The organism is Rahnella sp. AA (assembly GCF_002834385.1).
GTDB lineage: Bacteria > Pseudomonadota > Gammaproteobacteria > Enterobacterales > Enterobacteriaceae > Rahnella.
This window is the reverse complement of the sequence record NZ_PITQ01000001.1, coordinates 694,143-711,618: the sequence shown is the minus strand read 5'-3', so window position 1 is coordinate 711,618 and position 17,476 is coordinate 694,143. Positions and strand designations below refer to the sequence as shown.

The following is a 17,476-nucleotide window of genomic DNA, read 5'->3' as shown; positions in this document are numbered from 1 at the left end:
GACGATCCGAAAGGTCATATTCCCCATAGTGTAAACAAAAGACATATCAATGAGGAGAAAAAATTTCTGACGTTGTGAAATGTTGCATCCTCACCCATAACCTCGAATTTTATCTTTTATATTTTCGATAAACCTCCAAACTCGAAAGAAAACGAATGCCATCAACTTACGAAGTATTACGATCTCTATCACGAAATTCAGAAAACGCTATTGTTTGTCTTTCGAAAAGAGATGAGCATATTCGGAAATAAACGGAGGCTCCACATGAAAGACATCATCGAAAAACAAAAGAAAGGCGAAAGCATTGGCATTTGCTCAGTCTGTTCTGCACATCCTTTAGTTATTGAAGCCGCATTACAGGAAGATTTGCATACAAACAACAAAGTCCTGATCGAGGCAACCTCCAATCAGGTGAATCAGTTTGGTGGCTACACCGGCATGCAGCCTGCCGATTTTCGAGATTTTGTTCACGCTATTGCAGAGAAAATCGGCTTTCCTGTTCAGCGTTTGATTTTGGGAGGAGACCATCTTGGGCCAAATTGCTGGCAAAACGAAAATTCAGAAAGCGCAATGGAAAAAGCGGAAACGCTGATTGCCCGCTATGTCGAAGCTGATTTCAGTAAAATCCATCTGGATGCGTCAATGTCCTGCGCAGACGACCCTGTTCCTTTGGATCCCTTCGTCGTAGCACAACGCGCAGCACGCTTATGTCAGGTGGCGGAACGCGTCGCGTCACCGCAGCAAAAGCAGTCACTGACCTACGTCATCGGTACTGAAGTTCCGGTGCCGGGCGGTGAGGCATCCTCTATTCAGCATGTCCATGTCACTGAAGCAAAAGACGCAAAAGCAACGTTGGATATGCACCATCAGGCTTTTCGTGAAGCGGGTTTAGATGCAGCAATTGATCGGATCATCGCCGTTGTGGTTCAGCCGGGCGTAGAGTTCGATCACAGCCGCGTGATTCACTACCAGCCCGATCTTGCCAAAGATTTGTCGGCCTATATTGAAACGACGCCACTGGTCTATGAAGCGCATTCCACGGACTATCAGACCCGGGAGTCCTACCGCAATCTGGTGAAGGATCACTATGCGATCCTCAAAGTCGGGCCGGCGCTAACTTTTGCATTGCGTGAAGCCATCTTTGCGCTGGCGAACATTGAGCAGGTGTTAATTGCACCGGAATCCCGCAGTCAGATCCTCACCGTTATCGATGGCGTCATGCTGGATGAGCCGGGTTACTGGAAAAAGTATTACAACCCGACATTCAGCCTGTCTCTTATCGACCTGCATTTCAGCCTGTCCGATCGCATTCGTTACTACTGGCCACATGCCAGGATCAATCGCGCAATGGACGTGTTGATGGCCAATCTGCAATCTGCAGATATTCCCCTGGGCCTTCTAAGCCAATATCTGCCCGCTCAGTTTGAACGGGTAATGTCGGGCCAGCTGAAAAGCAATCCCCAGGCGTTAATCATCGACAAAATCCAGGACGTTTTGCGCGCCTATCACTTCGGCTGTCACCCTCAGTTATCTGCACACGGGGAGTGCCACTATGCATAACTGCGAGATCCTCGTTAAAACTGGGGTCTGCTTTGCAGATTATCAGGAAGCACTGACACACATCGGTGAGCGTATGGTATTGGCAGGTGTGGTGGAAAGCAGTTACCCGCAAGCGCTGATAAATCGCGAGGCTGAATTTCCGACCGGCATTCAGCTTGAGCAACACGCTGTCGCTATCCCACATTGCGAAGCCGCGCATGCGCGCCATCCGGCCATTTATCTGATCCGCCCTGATGCCCCGGTCGATTTTTTTCAGGCTGACGGCGATGGGACAATCCCCGCTTCGCTAATCATCGCGCTCGTTGTCACACATCCGTCTGAACAACTCACGCTGTTACGCAGATTATTCGGTCAGTTACAGGAACCCGCATTCTTCGAAAGCTTGCTGACCATCCCTGAAAACCAGCTGGCCGCACTGTTTAAACAACATGTGTTCGCCCCAGCCCCGGAGAAAACATCATCAGCTTGTCCCTGAATTTATGTCCCTGAAAGCGTAGAGCCCGAAAACATCGATACCTTACGAAAAAAACAACAACAGAAACAGAACATTAAAGGAACCTTAACGTGAAGCGAAAAATTATTGTTGCCTGCGGCGGAGCCGTTGCCACATCAACTCTGGCGGCAGAGGAAATCAAAGAACTATGCGAGGCGAACGGCATACAAATAGAACTCGTTCAGTGCCGGATCAATGAGATCGAAACCTTTATGGATGGCGCACATCTGATTTGCACGACGGCCAGGGTGGATCGCCAGTTCGGCAGCATTCCGTTAGTACACGGAATGCCATTTATTTCCGGCGTCGGCATGGACGCTTTGCGTGAAAAAATACTGACCCTGTTACAGGAGTAAGCCATGTTTACCGAAATAATGCGCTATATCCTCGATCTCGGGCCAACGGTCATGTTGCCTGGGGTAATTATCGTTTTCTCGTTGATCTTAGGGATGAAACTTGGCGATTCATTTAAATCCGCAATTCATATTGGCATTGGTTTCGTAGGGATCGGGTTGGTCATCGGGCTGATGCTCGATTCCATCGGGCCTGCCGCAAAGGCAATGGCAGAACATTTTGAAATCAATCTGCAAGTCGTGGATATCGGCTGGCCGGGGTCATCGCCAATGACCTGGGCATCGCAGATTGCACTGGTTGCCATCCCGATTGCGATTGGTGTGAATATCGTAATGTTGCTCACTCGCATGACACGCGTCGTCAACGTCGATATCTGGAATATCTGGCACATGACATTCACCGGCGCCATGTTGCATCTGGCCACCGGCTCCTACTGGCTGGGGATCATGGGCGTTGTGGTTCACGCGGCGTTCATCTACAAACTGGGCGACTGGTTTGCGAAAGACACCCGTGATTTCTTCAACCTAGAAGGTATCGCCATCCCGCACGGTTCCTCGGCCTATCTCGGTCCGATTGCCGTATTAGTTGATGTCGTTATAGAGAAAATCCCGGGGCTGAACAAGATCCACTTCAGTGCCGACGACGTGCAAAAACGCTTTGGCCCGTTTGGGGAACCAGTCACCGTCGGCTTTGTGATGGGGCTGATCATCGGCTATCTCGCCGGTTATGACATAAAAGGTATTTTGCAACTGGCGGTGAAAACAGCCGCAGTCATGCTGCTGATGCCACGTGTTATCAAGCCAATTATGGATGGATTAACACCCATTGCCCGTCATGCCCGCTCCCGTCTGCAGGCACGTTTCGGTGGTCAGGAATTCCTGATAGGCCTGGATCCTGCGCTTTTGCTCGGCCATACCGCCGTCGTATCGGCCAGCCTGATCTTTATTCCGTTAACGATTTTGATTGCGGTGCTGGTACCGGGAAATCAGGTTCTTCCGTTTGGTGATCTGGCCACTATCGGCTTCTTTGTGGCAATTGCGGTTGCCGTGCATCAGGGCAACCTGTTCAGAACGCTGATTTCGGGCTGCATCATCATGAGCATCACGCTGTGGATAGCGACGCAGACTATCGATTTACACACACAACTGGCAGTGAATGCGGGTGCACTCACGGCAGGAGGCAGGGTGGCATCGATGGATCAGGGTGGTTCTCCGATTACCTATCTGCTGATCCAACTTTGTACGCTGAAAAACATCGCAGGCCTCAGCATCATCGGCGTCATTTACGCCGTCGGTGTATTCCTCACATGGCGACGCGCCCGTAATTTTACCCGGGCTGAAAAAATGGCAGCGGCTGCACTGGCCAGCGCTTAACCCTCATCCAGGCGGAGGCTTACCTCCGCCTTAAGGAAATAATGATGCAATCTGTAGTTGTACATCAGGGCGGAAATATTACCGTCGAGGATAAGGCAATACCCGTATTAGGCGCGCCCGATGATGTGTTAGTTCGTGTGGCGTACTCCGGCCTGTGTGGCTCTGATATCCCTCGTATTTTCGCCAACGCCTCACATTATTACCCGATCACACTCGGTCATGAATTCAGTGGTTATGTGGTCAGCACAGGCGATGAAATCCATGATTTACAGGAAGGTGATGCTGTGGCCTGCGTACCTTTATTACCCTGTTTTCAATGTGAGGAGTGCCGAAAAGAAGCCTACTCGCAATGCAAGCATTATCAGTTTATCGGTTCCCGCAGCAATGGAGGCCACGCAGAGTTTGTCGTCGTTTCGCGCAAAAACTTATTCAAACTTCAGGATAATTCTTCATTACTTCAGAGCGCGTTTTTGGAGCCCGTGACTGTCGGCTTGCATGCGTTAAAACTTGCAGGGGGTTGCCGGGGCAAAGAAGTCATTGTGGTTGGTGCTGGCACAATCGGCCAGTTGATCATTCAGGTAGCCAGCGCGCTGGGTGCAAAGTCAGTGACAGCCATTGATATCAATCCACAACGCTTGGATCTGGCACTGAATACCGGCGCTCATTATGGCTTTAACAGTGCGCACCTGGATGCTGAAAACATCCGGCAGAAGACCCACGAACGCCGTTTTAATCAACTGATCGTTGAAACCGCCGGAACGCCACAAACGGTGGCTCTGGCTCTCGATATTGCAGGCCCCAAAGCACAAATTGCGTTAGTTGGCACCTTGCATAAAGACCTGACGCTGAGCGCCACTACCTTCGGGCATATCCTGCGCAAAGAGCTGACATTGCTGGGCAGTTGGATGAATTATTCCGCGCCCTGGCCGGGTAGTGAATGGCAACAAGCAGCACAGCTGTTTGCAGAGAAAAAGTTAAATCTGGAACCGTTGATCGCCAGCCTTGGGGATCCGCAAACGTTCGTCAGAGAAGTCACTGCGCTGGCTGGTAAGCCGATGACCGGGAAAATTCTGCTGGATATGACAGGGAGCTGAAATAATGTATCTGATTTCAAACAGGGAAATACTGCTCGCCGCTCAGCGTGAGGGCTATGCCGTTCCGGCTTTCAACGTCCACAATCTGGAAACCGTCCAGGTTGTGGCTGAAACTGCTGCAGCCATGAATTCTCCGGTAATTCTGGCAGGAACGCCCGGCACGTTTAGTTATGCGGGAACGGATTATTTGATTTCTATATGTCACGAAGCAGCACGAAAATACCGCATTCCTTTGGCTCTGCATCTGGATCACCACGAAGATCTCAGGGATATAGCGTTAAAAGTCCGTTCCGGGATCCGCTCAGTCATGATCGATGCCTCACACTTCCCGCTGGCCGGGAATATCGAACAAGTGCGTGAGGCCGTGCGGCTGTGCCATATGTTTGATGCCAGCGTCGAAGCAGAGCTCGGTCGGCTCGGGGGGCAGGAGGATGATCTGATGGTTGAGGAAGGCGACAGCTTCTTTACCGACCCGGTTGTCGCGAAGCATTTCGTCGAATCCACCCGCATCGACTCATTAGCCGTCGCGATTGGTTCTGCACACGGCCTTTATCAGGGGGAACCAAAACTGGACTTCACGCGCCTTGGGCAAATCCGTCAGCAAGTCGATATCCCTCTGGTGCTGCACGGTGCATCAGGTATCCCGGAAGAAATGGTCCGCCGGGCGATTGGTTTAGGGATTTGCAAAGTCAACGTGGCGACAGAACTGAAAATCGCGTTTGCCAGTGCGGTGAAGGAATATTTTTCAGAACACCCTGACGCTAACGATCCGCGCAAATATATCGTACCGGGGAAACTGGCCATGCAAAAAGTGGTGGAGGAAAAAATCAGGATCTGCGGGAGTGCCGGGCGCTTATAAGCGGAGTTAAGCAATATCTTCAAAGCGGGCGGATGCCCGCTTTTCGGAATTTTGTTTTGACGTCGGTTGCGGGCATACTTCCATTCTGATTTTATGGAAGTTCTTAAATAACGAATGGAAACGACTATGACGACGCTCAACCATTTCGGTCAACCCATTGGCGATTTACTGCCTGACTGGCAACCCCGCGAACGTCCTTCTCGCGTTCAGCTTAACGGCACATGGTGTCGTCTTGAGCCACTGAGCTGCGAACGCCACAGTCAGGATCTCTTTAAAGCCTGGCACAGCATTGATGACAACCGCGACTGGACCTACCTTTCCGTTGACCGTCCGGCAACGCAGGCTGAATGCGATTTGTTTATTTCGCAGCAGGTCAAAAGTGAAGATCCGTTGTTTTTTGCCGTGGTGGATAACGCAACAGGCCGCGCCGTCGGCAGCGTATCCCTGATGCGTATCGACCCGGTGAACGGCGTTGCGGAAATTGGTTGGGTAAACTGGTCACCGCTGATGAAGCGCACACGTTTCGGCACCGAAGCGATTTATCTGCTGCAACGTTATCTGTTCGATACGCTGAAATACCGCCGCTGCGAATGGAAATGCCACAGCCTGAATGAACCGTCTAAACAGGCAGCTTTACGCTTTGGTTTTCAATACGAAGGCACATTCCGTCAGGCTATCGTCCTGCGCAGCCACAACCGTGATACGTGCTGGTATTCCGTCATCGACAGTGAATGGCCGGAATCAAAAGCCGCATTTGACCGCTGGCTGAGCGCCGACAATTTCTCTGAGGAAGGTCAGCAGAGGCAGCGTCTGGAAGAACTGCGTAAATAAAAAAAAGCCCGCAGAATTCACTGACGCGGGCACTTTCTTTGCATAGCAGATTTAAACAACGAATTTACACGGCAGACAGCAACGTAATATCTGGCCACGCATAAATGATATTTCGCGAACGCCAGAGCGGGCCCGCGTCGGTATACCGCCCCGCTTCGCGGCCACCCAGCGCGCTGTAAAACCGGATTGCCGGTTCGTTGCCCTCCACTACGCCCAGCCCGACACTGCGATACCCCGCAGCAATAAGATGCTGAGCCGCTTTACTGATTAACCGTTTCCCGATGCCCTGACGCTTAAAATCGCCTGAAACATACAGGAATTTGATTTCGGCCATCTCACCAAACTCAGGGTTAGATGACGCCGAACTCAGGCAAAAACCGGCCAGTTTCCCGTTCACTTCGGCCAGAAAAATACCCTGTCCGGCAGCAGGATGATCAAACTTATCCTGCCAGAAAGCTTTACGGCGTGGTATATCCAGCGCAGCGAATGCCTCCGCCGGGGCCAGTTCGCGGTAGGTTTCACGCCAGATCGCGACGTGCAATCCGGCGAGTTCATCAATATCTTCCGGCGCGGCTTCACGCAAAGAAAAAGCAGTCACGGCGTCCCTCATCATCAAAAAATCCGGTGGCAGAAAAGTCAGCTGAGTATAGTCAGGCTTTTTCTTCCCGCGCTAACAATGAACGCTTTCTTTCCACGCCCCAGCGGTAGCCGGAAATATTCCCGTCTGTTTTCACGACGCGATGGCAGGGAATGGCGACAGCCAGCAGGTTCGCCGCACAGGCACCGGCCACGGCGCGAACAGATTTTGGCGAGCCGATTTTGCGGGCAATATCTGCGTAGCTGGCGGTCGTTCCGGCTGGAATATCGCGCAATGCCTGCCAGACGCGCTGCTGAAAAGCCGTACCACGAATATCCAGCGGCAAATCCAGCCCCATTTGCGGCTGTTCAACAAAGCCGACGATCACGGCAATACGCTGCTCAAAATCAGGATCGCCGCCGACCAGTTCTGCCTGCGGGAAACTGTTTTGCAATTCAGCGATCAGCTTTTCCGGATCATCGCCCAGCAAAATGGCGCAAATTCCGCGCTGGCTTTCAGCGACTAAAATCTCGCCCAGCGTAGAGTGCCCGATGGCAAACCACACGCGAACATCACGGCCACCGGCGCGGAATGATTGCGGCGTCATGCCCAGCACCCTGCCCGACGTTTCATAAAACCGGCCATCGGATGAATACCCGGCGGAGTGAACCGCTTCGGTTACTGTCGCCGCATCGGCCAGCTTTTCACGAACGCGGCGTGTGCGCTGCGCCTGTTGATATTCTTTTGGCGTCACGCCAGTTTGGGCTTTGAAAATACGATGAAAATGGTAAGCGCTGATGCCGACTTCTGCCGCCAGCTGGTTCAGCGTCAGCATTTCGGGGGATTGTTCCAGCAACCGGCAGGCCTGCGCCACACGCTGAGCGTGAAACTGCGCCAGTGAAATAAGCCCCTGCCGGCAGCGTTTGCACGGGCGAAACCCGGCCTGTTCGGCGGCTTCGGCATTGTCGTAATATTCAATATTTTGCGGGTTTGGCTGGCGTGACGGGCAGGAAGGCGCGCAGTAAATACCGGTGGTTTTTACCGCATACACAAACTGGCCGTCGGCCTTCGCATCGCAGCTGACAACCGCCTGCCAGCGCGGATCCTGCGCCTGATGACTTTCCGCACTTCCCGATACCGCTTCGTGACGAACTTGCGCTTTGCCTGACATGGTCTGCCTCACATTTCCTGACTGGATGACTCACAGCTTATGCCGTGAAATCTCCGTGCGCCCTCCGGCGCTTGCTTTCTCATTCAGCCTTCTGCTTTCAGCCTCCGACCGGCGTCGATGGCGTATCGAGGATCCGCTGATAAAACGCCAGATCCAGCCAGCGGTCAAATTTCCAGGCGGCCTGTTTAATCGTCCCGGTGTGGGTGAAGCCGTTCTTCTCATGCAGCGCGATGCTGCCGCCGTTCGCAGCGTCTATTGCGCCAATCAGCGTATGGACATCGCGTTCGCGGGCCGCGTCGATGAGTGCGTTGAGCAACGCTTTTCCCAACCCTTTTCCGCGATGATCTTTATGAATATAAATAGAATGTTCAGCGGAATATTTATAGGCAGGCCACGCGCGAAACGTGCCGTAGCTGGCAAATCCCAGCAGCGTTCCCTCTTCATCTTCAAGGCCGATAACCGGAAAATTATTGATCAGTTTAGTGGCAAACCATGAAGTCATACTGTCGATATGGCGCGGTTTATAATCATACAGCGCCGTCGAAGTCAGAATGGCATCATTAAAAATATCCAGAATCGCCACCGCGTGCTGACGTTCAGTACAGTCAATCAGTTTCATCAGATGTTCCCCTTCGCTTCCGTTATGGTTCAGTTTCCACTATAGTGGATTTAATTCCACAAAAGTAAACAACGGAACGTCTGATATGTCAATCGACCAGTTGATCGCCACACGTCTGCAATCATTACGAAAAACTCAGGGGCTGAGCCTTGAACAGCTGGCAAACAATTCCGGGGTCAGTAAAGCGATGATCTCGAAAATTGAACGGCAGGACAGCAGCCCGAGCGCCAGCCTTCTGGGGCGTCTGGCGGCCAGCCTCGGCGTGTCGCTGGCACAGTTGCTGTCAGAAGAAAACCCGCAACCCGCCCCGCTGCGTCCGCGGGCAGAGCAGGAAGTCTGGAAGGATCCGGATATTGGTTATCTGCGCCGCCAGGTGACCGCGCATGAAGAGAATGGTGCGCCCGAACTGGTGGAAATTACCCTTCCCGCCGGTGCGCGCGTCAGCTACCCCGGCTGGCATCAGCAGGCTTACAAACAGCGATTATGGATGGTAGAAGGCACGCTGGAGATCTGTTACGGCGATGAAAACTACGCGCTGGCCGCCGGTGACGCACTGACGTTTGGCGTCGATCTGCCCGTTACTTTCAGCAATCCTGGCGATCAATCCTGCCGCTACCTGCTGGTCATGAGCGACAAATAGCCTCTGCGTTTTCAAGCAGCGCCAGTGCGCGATCCCGCTGGCGCCAGAAGCGTGTGGTCATCATCAGCCACATCTCTGACGACGTATTTTCACGGGCTGACGCCAGTTCCTGAAAGCCGGGAAACGCGCCGCCGCGATAACTCAGATCATAGTGAAAATCATCCACCGAGCTGTAACGCAGGCGATGTAAATCCGCGATAACCTGCTTTAGCTGCGGCTGCCAGAGGAGCGGATCCGCCATCCAGCGCGCCGTCAGCTTCGCCAGTTCAGGCTGGAATTGCCTGAGTTTTTCAGCCACCGGCGCGAGGTCGAATTCCGGTGAAATAGCCGCGATAAGCTGTGCGAGGGCGTGCTGCAAAATCTCGAAATACGCCAGCGGATCCAAAGGTAGTGCAGGCTGCGTCAGCAATCCTTCCAGCCAGTGCGCGTGGATTTGCGTATCGCGCCAGAGAATATTCAGGTCCACCTTATCGTAAGTGTCTTCTTCCGTGTGCCACCACCAGCCACCGCCGCTGCCCGGTGACTGCGTCGTTTTTTCCAGCGGCACTTCGCGGAAGGCAAAATGCAGCGGTAAACCGCAGCCCCAGAATGACTGGTCACCGCCTTTACCCGGCGCGGTAATGTGCAGCGCCGGTTCACCGGTCACGGCTTCAACGGCGGCATTTAAGAATGCATGGGATTCAGAACCGCTGGCATTCAGCACCACATTGACGGCGTCCAGACACCCCGGTGAATCGACGTTGATATGCGCCACACAATGTTGTTTCAGCTGCTGGCGGTAACGGTCGGCGTACCACGTCGAGCCGCCATAACGGGCATTGGAATGCCCCGGCCACCAGATAATCCGCAGCCCGCGCAACAGCGTCTCGCGCTGCTGATAAAAATGGATCGCCATCGCCAGACACAATGCATTGCCGGTCGCGTTATCGGTCACGCCCTCATGCCAGGAATCATAGTGGGAGGACAACAGCACAAACTCCGGGCTGCTGCCGGGAATATCCACCACCGGCATGCTGCATTCGGCGACGTGATAATTCAGCTGTGTGGCCATTTTCAACGCCATCAGCGGGTTATTCAGAAGCTCTGCTAACAACCGCTGGCCGTCCTGCTGATTGACCGAAATCACCGGCAGGCGCGGATAACGCAAAAAATCATCCGGTTCCGGCGTGCCCCAAACCGGCCCGACCGTTTCTTCATGCAGTGCGGATTCTGCCGACCCCCAGATATGGATCAGCCCGAGCGCACCGGCGGCACACAGTCGTTGCACGTAATCTTCAAAGCCCTGACCGGCGATCACGATTTTGCCTTTTACGTTCTGCGCCCACGCTTTCCACTGTAGATCAGTACGCGGCGCGCAGGCCTCTGCGTCATAAAAAGCCTGCCCTACCACGCCCTGCGGGCAATGCGCGGAAAATGAACGGGTTTTCGCTTCACAGCGCCAGCCGGGTTTGCCGGACAATTCCAGGCTGCCGCTCAGCGGATCGCTGAGATACAACGGGCAATGCATCAGGCGCGCATCCAGCCCCTGTTCCTGCAATAACGACACCATCCGCTGCGCCGCCAGTTCGGCATCATCACAACCGGAAAGCCGGTGCAGCGAGGAAAACTCGTGCAACAGGCCGTCCATCAGCGGCAGTAAATGTTCACGAACCGGCGGACGCAGTGGCATTATTGGGCTTTCTCCTGCTGATGAACGGACATGTCCAGCGGGCCGAAATATTTCACTTTGATCTTCTCCCAGGTGCCGTCGGCCTTAATTTTTGCCAGCCCGTCGTTGAGCAACGCTTTGATTCTGGCGTCATCTTTGCGCACGCCGTAGGAGGAGCCGATGCTGAATATTTTGTCGTCACGCACTTCCGGGCCGGTCAGCTCAAAGTTTTTCCCTTCCGGCTTATTGAGGAATCCGAAGGTCACGGCGACCGCCGGGCTGAGCGCGCCGTCTAAACGCCCGGCGACCAGATCCTGATAAATCGTATCCTGATCGGCGTAAGCCACCACATCGACGCCTTTCGGCTGCCAGAAGGTATTGGCGTACATTTCCTGAATCGATCCCTGCTGAACCGCAATGCGTTTACCCTGCAAAGACTCCGGCGTCGGCAACAGCGGGCTGCCTTTTTGCACCACCAGTCTGGTCGGGATATGGAAGACGAAATCGCTGAAATCAATCACTTTACGGCGTTTTTCCGTCGCGCCCTGTGGCGAAATAAAATCGACTTTCTTGGCGAGCAGGGAAGGAATTTCGGCGTCAAAACTGCTGACCACAAACTCGCATTTCACTTTCATCACATCGCAGATGGCGTTGGTGATATCAATTTCAAAACCGGTCGGCGTGCCGCTGGCGTCACGGTACTGGAATGGCGGATAGCCCATGTCGGCGGCGACGCGCAGGGTTTCGCCGTCTGCGTGAGCCATCGCGCTGCCAAAGGTCAGTGCCAGAACGGCTGCCGCCAGTGTTTTTTTCATCATTATTCTGTCCTCTCTTCCCAAAGTTATTGTTTTGACTGCCAGTTTGAAAATTCTTCTCTGACTGCGCGGAGCTTTGTGTCGTCCTGACATAAATCGAGAGCCGTCATCGCCAGCGCTTTGGCGGCCTGTAACATGCCCTGCAAACCGGCCTCTGAACCGGCAGCAACGGCAAATTCCGGCGTGTGAGGAAGGACATCACCGATACGGATATACGGGTGGATCGCCGCCGTAATCTGGCTGACGTTGCCGATATCGGAAGAACCGATGCCGCCTTTCAGCGGAGGCGGAACGACTTCAACGCCGATTGCTTCCAGGTTTTGCTGGAAGAATCCGGCCAGCGTGAGGTTGTTGTTGCGTTCGGCGTAGGTCAGCCCTTCTTCGATTTCCAGCCGTGCGCCGGTCATCAGCGCAGCACCGCGTGCTGCATCGAATACTTTTTGCTTCACGACGGCCAGCCCTTTCACGGTGTCGGCGCGCATCAGGAATTTTGCTTCGCTGTAGGCCGGAACGATATTGGTGGCGCTGCCGCCGTCGGTGATGATGCCGTGAACGCGCACATCATCGGTGAAAAGCTGACGTAACGCGTTGATCCCGTTGAAAGTGTGGATGACCGCATCCAGCGCGCTGATGCCGTTTTGCGGTGCGGACGCCGCATGCGCCGCTTTACCATAAAATTTAAAGACGGCATCGACACACGCCAGCCCGCCGCGCACCACCATGGTTTTATCGCGTGGATGGAACATCATCACCGCATCGGCATTGTCAAAAATGCCTTTGTCACTGAGGATAATTTTGCCGCCGCCCTCCTCTTCCGCCGGTGTGCCGATCACTTCCAGCCTGCCCGTCAGAAAATGCGAAACCTGTTTCAGCGCCAGCGCCGCCGTCACGGAAGCCGTGCCGATCAGGTTATGTCCGCAGGCATGGCCCAGATTGACCAGCGCGTCATATTCGGCCAGCAGCGCAATCACCGGCCCCGGTTTGCCGCTGTCATAAGTGGCGCGGAACGCCGTCGGCAAGCCGCCGAGTTCTTCTTCAATCTCAAAACCTGCCGCACGCAGGGGAGAAATTAACGCCGCCGCAGAATTCACTTCTTCAAAACTGAGCTCCGGATTGGCATGAATGTTCAGCGCCAGCTCCGTCGCCTGAGCAGCCAGTAAATCGACGGCAGCGGTAATCTGCGCCTTTTGTTCTTCTGTAGTGCAAACCGACATGTTTTATTCCCTGCGATGGTGCAAAGCCAAAAATTATTTTCTGACAGCGTGAATTGGCCGTTGCATTGTTTTGCCTCTATGCCTTCCAGAAATAGGGCTTTTAGGGATTCTGGTCAAATTGAGCCTTTTTATCTGTTGCCCTTTTTACGCAAAAATTATTTTATGGTGTTCGACTTTGCAGGCCGTAACCCGGGAAAATCCATGAACGAAAAAGACTGGCTGATTTTGCGCGCCGTATATCAGCACAAAAATATCACCCGTGCGGCGGAGCAGCTTTACACCTCGCAGCCCGCACTGAGTTACCGCCTGCGTCAGATAGAACGCAAACTGGCTATCCGCTTATTTGAAGAAGGGCAAAAGGGGCTGATTTTCAGCGCGCAAGGGGAATATCTCGCGCAGCACGCGGTGACCGTGCTCAACGATTTACAGCAACTGAAACTCAATCTGCACAGTCTGGATCAGGCGCAGCAAGGGGAAATTTCGCTCGGCGTTTCCAGCAATTACGCAGCATATCGTCTGCCGCCTTTGCTGAGCCAGTTTCGCCAGACACATCCGGGGATCCGCGTCAGCCTGATGAGCGGATTCAGCGAAGATATTATTCAAAAGCTGCTGCGCGGCGAGATTGATATGGCGCTGGTGAAAGATGATTTTAACTGGAAGGAAGGCAAGCATCTGATTGAAGAAGATGACTATGTGCTGGTGAACAGTCAGGATTTTGATTTCGCGCTGCTGCCCCACATGCCACAGATAAAAATTCATCACGGCGCGCACGTCACGCAGCTGATTGAACGCTGGTGGAATGCCAATTTCTCGCACGCGCCGAACATCACGATGGAAGTCGATAAACTCGAAGTGTGTATGGCGATGGTGGAGCACGGGCTGGGCTACGCGATTGTCGCCACGTATTTACCGCTGCCGGAGCATTTTTACCGGCGGCCCGTCAGCGTCGATGGCACAACGGTGAAGAACCGCACCTGGCTGCTGCACCGCCATAACCTGAACGCCACACCCTATATGCAGGCGTTTATTCATCTGCTACAGACGGCGCAACAGGGCAATGCTTTGAAAGTCTAGGCGCACAGGCTTTTATTGATTAATCTGCTGACCCGTGTTTTTTTTGTAAGCTCACCGTCTGCGTTTTCACTCTGCTGAGGTTCTCAATGAACGAATCTTCTTTATCAATTGGCATGCTGTTGTTCCCGGAGCTCACGCAGCTTGACCTTACGGGGCCATATGAAGTGTTTGCCAGAGCACCTGATACCAGCGTTCATCTGATATGGAAAACACTGGATGCTGTAAAATCAGATCGTGGCATGGGCATTTTACCCACCTGCACGTTCGACACCTGTCCGGCGCTGGATGTCATCTGTATACCGGGTGGTCCGGGGCAAATTAAGCTTATGGACGATGATGAAACGCTTTCTTTCATTCGTACCAAAAGTGAAAACGCGAAATTAGTCACCTCCGTTTGTACCGGATCTCTGGTTCTCGGCGCTGCCGGGCTTTTACGCGGATATAAAGCCACCACTCACTGGGCTTCACTTGATCAGCTCAGGCTGCTTGGCGCCGAACCGGTGAACGAACGGGTCGTCAGGGATCGCAACCGAATTACGGGTGCTGGAGTGACGTCAGGCATTGATTTCGCCTTAAATGTCATTGCAGATATCTATGGAGCAGAAATCGCTCAGAGTATTCAATTGCACATGGAATATGACCCTGAACCGCCATTCACCTCCGGTTCACCGCGTGTTGCACCGGAGGAAATACTCGAACAGGCCAAAAAACAGATAGCGCCTTTTATAGAGAAAAGGCGTCTGGCGACAGAAGCCGCCGGACGCCAGTTACTGAAAAACCCCTAATATCAGAGATCTAACGTGCCGTCGATCAGCGTACAGGTATCGCCGCCGATCCACGGCTCGCCATCCACGAAAGTGACCGTCACACGGCCATCGCGCTGAAGTTTTGTGCCCTGACGGACGCGGTAACTTTCGGCCATATGAGCACCGTCCGGGAATCCCGCCGCTTTCAGCACCCGCGCCAGGCAGGCATTCGCGCTGCCCGTGACCGGATCTTCTTTCAGCACGCCGTCTTCGTCTATCAGCGCCCGCACTTCATAATCTGCAGGGCCGTTTTTATCGTGCAAACCGTAAACCGCAATGCCGTTCACGCCGAGGCGCGTTTGCAGTTCGCTGATAGCCGCTGCGTCAGCCGTAATATTCAGGCAATCCTGCGCACTTTCCATGCGCACCACCAGCCAGATAATGCCCATGTCAGCCGCCACCGGCGTGACGTCAGCCTGAATTTTGCCACCGCGCAGCGCGGTCGCCAGCAACGCATTGTGCTCAGCCGCCAGCGGATTCATCACCGCCGGAGGTGCAGAAAACGCCTGCCCGCCTTCGGCCAGCTGGTTAACCTGAACCAGCCCGACGCCGCATTCCTGTATCAGATGGCCCGGATTTTTAGGCTTCAGCCCGCTTTGCAACAGCGCGTACGCCGTGCCCAGTGTCGGATGTCCGGCAAACGGCAGCTCTTTGTCGGTGGTAAAAATACGCACGCGGTAATCGGCTTCCGGCGATGCCGGTTTAAGCACAAACGCGGTTTCCGCAAGATTGGTCCAGCGCGCCATGGCGAACATTTCGGCGTCGGTCAGCCCTTCGGCATCCAGGATTACGGCCAGTGCATTACCTTTCATCGGCTCAGCGGTAAACACATCAACTTGTTTAAAACGGCGCAGGCGGGTCATAACGGATCCTTTTGTTCATCTTTTAGAAACAGGCGAAGTGACTGAGTCTATGAAGTTTTCTTTCTGATTTCGAGAAAAATGTCAGCTTCCGGCGGCTGGCCTATGCTTAAAGCACTTTACTGCTTTTTCTAAAACGCATAAGGAACAGAAAGATGCCCGCGAAGGATTTGATAGGTATTGGCATCGGCCCGTTTAATCTGAGCCTGGCTGCGATGGCGAAGGATACCGGCAAGCTGAACGCCACATTTTTTGACGCTAACCCGGAGTTTAGCTGGCACCCCGGCATGTTACTGCCCACGGCCACCATGCAGACCTATGTTTTGCAGGATCTGGTGACGACGGTCGCGCCACGCAGCGAATTCTCCTTCATCAACTATCTGGTGGAGCAGAAGAAAATTTATCGTTTTCTGGCGACAGAGCAGCTGATCATCAGCCGCGATGAATTCTCAGATTATCTGCGCTGGGCGTGTAACCGCATTCCCGGTCTGCATTTTTCCGAGCCGATTGAACATATTAATTTCGATGATAAAAAGCAGGAATTTGTCGTGTGCAGTGAGAAAGGTGAACACCGCGCGCGCAACATTTGCCTCGGCACCGGCCATGCGCCGTGGATCCCTAAACCGGCGCGGGCGGCGCTGGGGGAAAACTGTTTCCACGCCGCCGAAATTGAATTGCGTGAACCGGATTTCACCGGCAAGCGCGTCATTGTGGTCGGTGGCGGCCAGAGCGGCGCAGACGTTATTCTTAATGCGCTGGGCGGCCACTGGGGGGAGTTCGCAGAGCTGAACTGGTTGTCGCGACGTCAGAATTTTCAGCCGCTGGATGAATCAATTTTCACAAACGAATATTTCACGCCCGAATATGTGAATTACTTTTACACCCTGCCGGAAGACGTACGTGAGCAGGAGATCAGAACGCAGAAACTGCCTTCCGACGGTATCAGTTATCACACGCTGGAAGACATTTATAAGCAGCTTTATCACCGCTTTGACGTGTTGCACCAGCCGCGCAACGTGCGATTACTGCCGCACCGCGCGCTGGATCATATCGTCCGCAACGCTTCAGGCGATTTCAGTTTGCAGGCGAAACACGGGCTGGAGAAATGCGAGGAGCATTTCAGCGGCGATATCGTCATTCTCGCCACCGGTTATCGCCCCGGTTTGCCGGATTATCTCGCGCCAATGCTCGACAGAATTCCGTACGATCGCGAACAGCATTTGCCGTTGCTGCCCAACTTCAACCTGCGCTGGGACGGCCCGGAGCAGAACCGGATTTACGCGGTGAATGCCGGTATCCACAGCCACGGCAGCGCCGAAGGCCAGCTGACGCTGACCGCGTGGCGTTCGGCAAAAATCCTGAACCATCTGCTGGGCGAACCGCACTACGATCTGCGCCCTGTACCGTCTCTGGTGCAATGGTGGTCCGGCGAATAGCAGGCACAAAAAAGCGGAGCATCAGGCTCCGCTTTTATTGTTGACTCATCGT

General features: G+C 53.7%; 18 protein-coding genes. 11 read left to right on the top strand and 7 right to left on the bottom strand.

Features of this window, described 5'->3' with window-relative positions:
- Positions 1-264: 264 nt before the first annotated feature.
- The 7 genes from gatZ to CWS43_RS03130 all read left to right on the top strand — a co-directional run bounded on the left by gatZ (position 265) and on the right by CWS43_RS03130 (position 6,564).
- Positions 265-1,560, top strand: a complete 1,296-nt coding sequence (gatZ, locus tag CWS43_RS03160; RefSeq protein ID WP_101075393.1) for a tagatose-bisphosphate aldolase subunit GatZ — start codon at positions 265-267, stop codon at positions 1,558-1,560.
- Positions 1,553-2,035 carry a PTS galactitol transporter subunit IIA gene (gene gatA, locus CWS43_RS03155; RefSeq protein ID WP_101075392.1) on the top strand — a complete coding sequence of 161 codons (483 nt, stop codon included), beginning with the start codon at positions 1,553-1,555 and terminating at the stop codon, positions 2,033-2,035. Before gatZ ends, gatA begins: the two co-directional genes overlap by 8 nt.
- 89 nt (positions 2,036-2,124) lie before the next feature.
- The gene (gatB, locus tag CWS43_RS03150; RefSeq protein ID WP_101075391.1) at positions 2,125-2,409 is read left to right on the top strand and encodes a PTS galactitol transporter subunit IIB; all 285 of its coding nucleotides are present in this window, start codon (positions 2,125-2,127) and stop codon (positions 2,407-2,409) included.
- A gap of 3 nt (positions 2,410-2,412) precedes the next feature.
- Positions 2,413-3,780, top strand: coding sequence for a galactitol-specific PTS transporter subunit IIC (locus tag CWS43_RS03145; protein WP_101075390.1), 1,368 nt, complete (start codon positions 2,413-2,415; stop codon positions 3,778-3,780).
- A gap of 44 nt (positions 3,781-3,824) precedes the next feature.
- Positions 3,825-4,874, top strand: coding sequence for a galactitol-1-phosphate 5-dehydrogenase (gene gatD / locus CWS43_RS03140; protein WP_101075389.1), 1,050 nt, complete (start codon positions 3,825-3,827; stop codon positions 4,872-4,874).
- 4 nt (positions 4,875-4,878) lie between these two features.
- On the top strand, positions 4,879-5,733 hold the full coding sequence (locus tag CWS43_RS03135; RefSeq protein WP_101075388.1) for a tagatose bisphosphate family class II aldolase: 855 nt from the start codon (positions 4,879-4,881) through the stop codon (positions 5,731-5,733).
- A 126-nt stretch (positions 5,734-5,859) separates the two neighbouring features.
- Positions 5,860-6,564: a GNAT family N-acetyltransferase gene (locus CWS43_RS03130; RefSeq protein WP_101075387.1), complete on the top strand. Its 705-nt coding sequence runs from the start codon at positions 5,860-5,862 to the stop codon at positions 6,562-6,564.
- Between the two features lie 64 nt (positions 6,565-6,628).
- On the opposite strand, the gene CWS43_RS03125 is transcribed toward CWS43_RS03130, so the two are convergent.
- The 3 genes from CWS43_RS03125 to CWS43_RS03115 all read right to left on the bottom strand — a co-directional run bounded on the left by CWS43_RS03125 (position 6,629) and on the right by CWS43_RS03115 (position 8,931).
- Positions 6,629-7,162: a GNAT family N-acetyltransferase gene (locus CWS43_RS03125; RefSeq protein ID WP_101075789.1), complete on the bottom strand. Its 534-nt coding sequence runs from the start codon at positions 7,160-7,162 to the stop codon at positions 6,629-6,631.
- A 52-nt stretch (positions 7,163-7,214) separates the two neighbouring features.
- Entirely contained in the window at positions 7,215-8,312 is a 1,098-nt protein-coding gene (gene ada, locus CWS43_RS03120) for a bifunctional DNA-binding transcriptional regulator/O6-methylguanine-DNA methyltransferase Ada (protein WP_101075386.1), read from the bottom strand.
- Between the two features lie 97 nt (positions 8,313-8,409).
- Positions 8,410-8,931, bottom strand: a complete 522-nt coding sequence (locus CWS43_RS03115; RefSeq protein ID WP_101075385.1) for a GNAT family N-acetyltransferase — start codon at positions 8,929-8,931, stop codon at positions 8,410-8,412.
- Between the two features lie 85 nt (positions 8,932-9,016).
- Between CWS43_RS03115 and CWS43_RS03110 the strand changes: the two genes are divergently transcribed.
- Positions 9,017-9,571: a helix-turn-helix domain-containing protein gene (locus CWS43_RS03110; protein WP_101075384.1), complete on the top strand. Its 555-nt coding sequence runs from the start codon at positions 9,017-9,019 to the stop codon at positions 9,569-9,571.
- Here CWS43_RS03110 and CWS43_RS03105 read toward each other — a convergent pair.
- Genes CWS43_RS03105 through CWS43_RS03095 form a run of 3 tightly spaced genes read right to left on the bottom strand, consistent with a single transcriptional unit; the run spans position 9,555 to position 13,248 of the window.
- Complete coding sequence (locus CWS43_RS03105) at positions 9,555-11,240, bottom strand: M28 family peptidase (protein WP_101075383.1); 1,686 nt, start codon at positions 11,238-11,240, stop codon at positions 9,555-9,557. The two genes, CWS43_RS03110 and CWS43_RS03105, sit on opposite strands and share 17 nt — an antisense overlap.
- Positions 11,240-12,037: a transporter substrate-binding domain-containing protein gene (locus CWS43_RS03100; RefSeq protein ID WP_101075382.1), complete on the bottom strand. Its 798-nt coding sequence runs from the start codon at positions 12,035-12,037 to the stop codon at positions 11,240-11,242. The genes CWS43_RS03105 and CWS43_RS03100 overlap by 1 nt, the downstream gene beginning before the upstream one ends.
- A 23-nt stretch (positions 12,038-12,060) precedes the next feature.
- Entirely contained in the window at positions 12,061-13,248 is a 1,188-nt protein-coding gene (locus CWS43_RS03095) for a M20 family metallopeptidase (protein ID WP_101075381.1), read from the bottom strand.
- Positions 13,249-13,449: 201 nt separating this feature from the next.
- On the opposite strand from CWS43_RS03095, the gene CWS43_RS03090 reads away from it, so the two are divergent.
- Positions 13,450-14,322, top strand: a complete 873-nt coding sequence (locus CWS43_RS03090) for a LysR family transcriptional regulator (protein WP_101075788.1) — start codon at positions 13,450-13,452, stop codon at positions 14,320-14,322.
- An 86-nt stretch (positions 14,323-14,408) separates the two neighbouring features.
- On the top strand, positions 14,409-15,107 hold the full coding sequence (locus tag CWS43_RS03085; RefSeq protein WP_101075380.1) for a DJ-1/PfpI family protein: 699 nt from the start codon (positions 14,409-14,411) through the stop codon (positions 15,105-15,107).
- Positions 15,108-15,109: 2 nt separating this feature from the next.
- Here the strand turns inward: CWS43_RS03085 and CWS43_RS03080 are convergent, their stop codons facing one another.
- The gene (locus tag CWS43_RS03080) at positions 15,110-15,991 is read right to left on the bottom strand and encodes a PhzF family phenazine biosynthesis protein (RefSeq protein ID WP_101075379.1); all 882 of its coding nucleotides are present in this window, start codon (positions 15,989-15,991) and stop codon (positions 15,110-15,112) included.
- A gap of 152 nt (positions 15,992-16,143) precedes the next feature.
- Here CWS43_RS03080 and CWS43_RS03075 point away from each other — a divergent pair, with 152 nt between their 5' ends.
- Complete coding sequence (locus CWS43_RS03075) at positions 16,144-17,424, top strand: lysine N(6)-hydroxylase/L-ornithine N(5)-oxygenase family protein (protein ID WP_101075378.1); 1,281 nt, start codon at positions 16,144-16,146, stop codon at positions 17,422-17,424.
- The last annotated feature ends 52 nt before the right edge of the window (positions 17,425-17,476 follow it).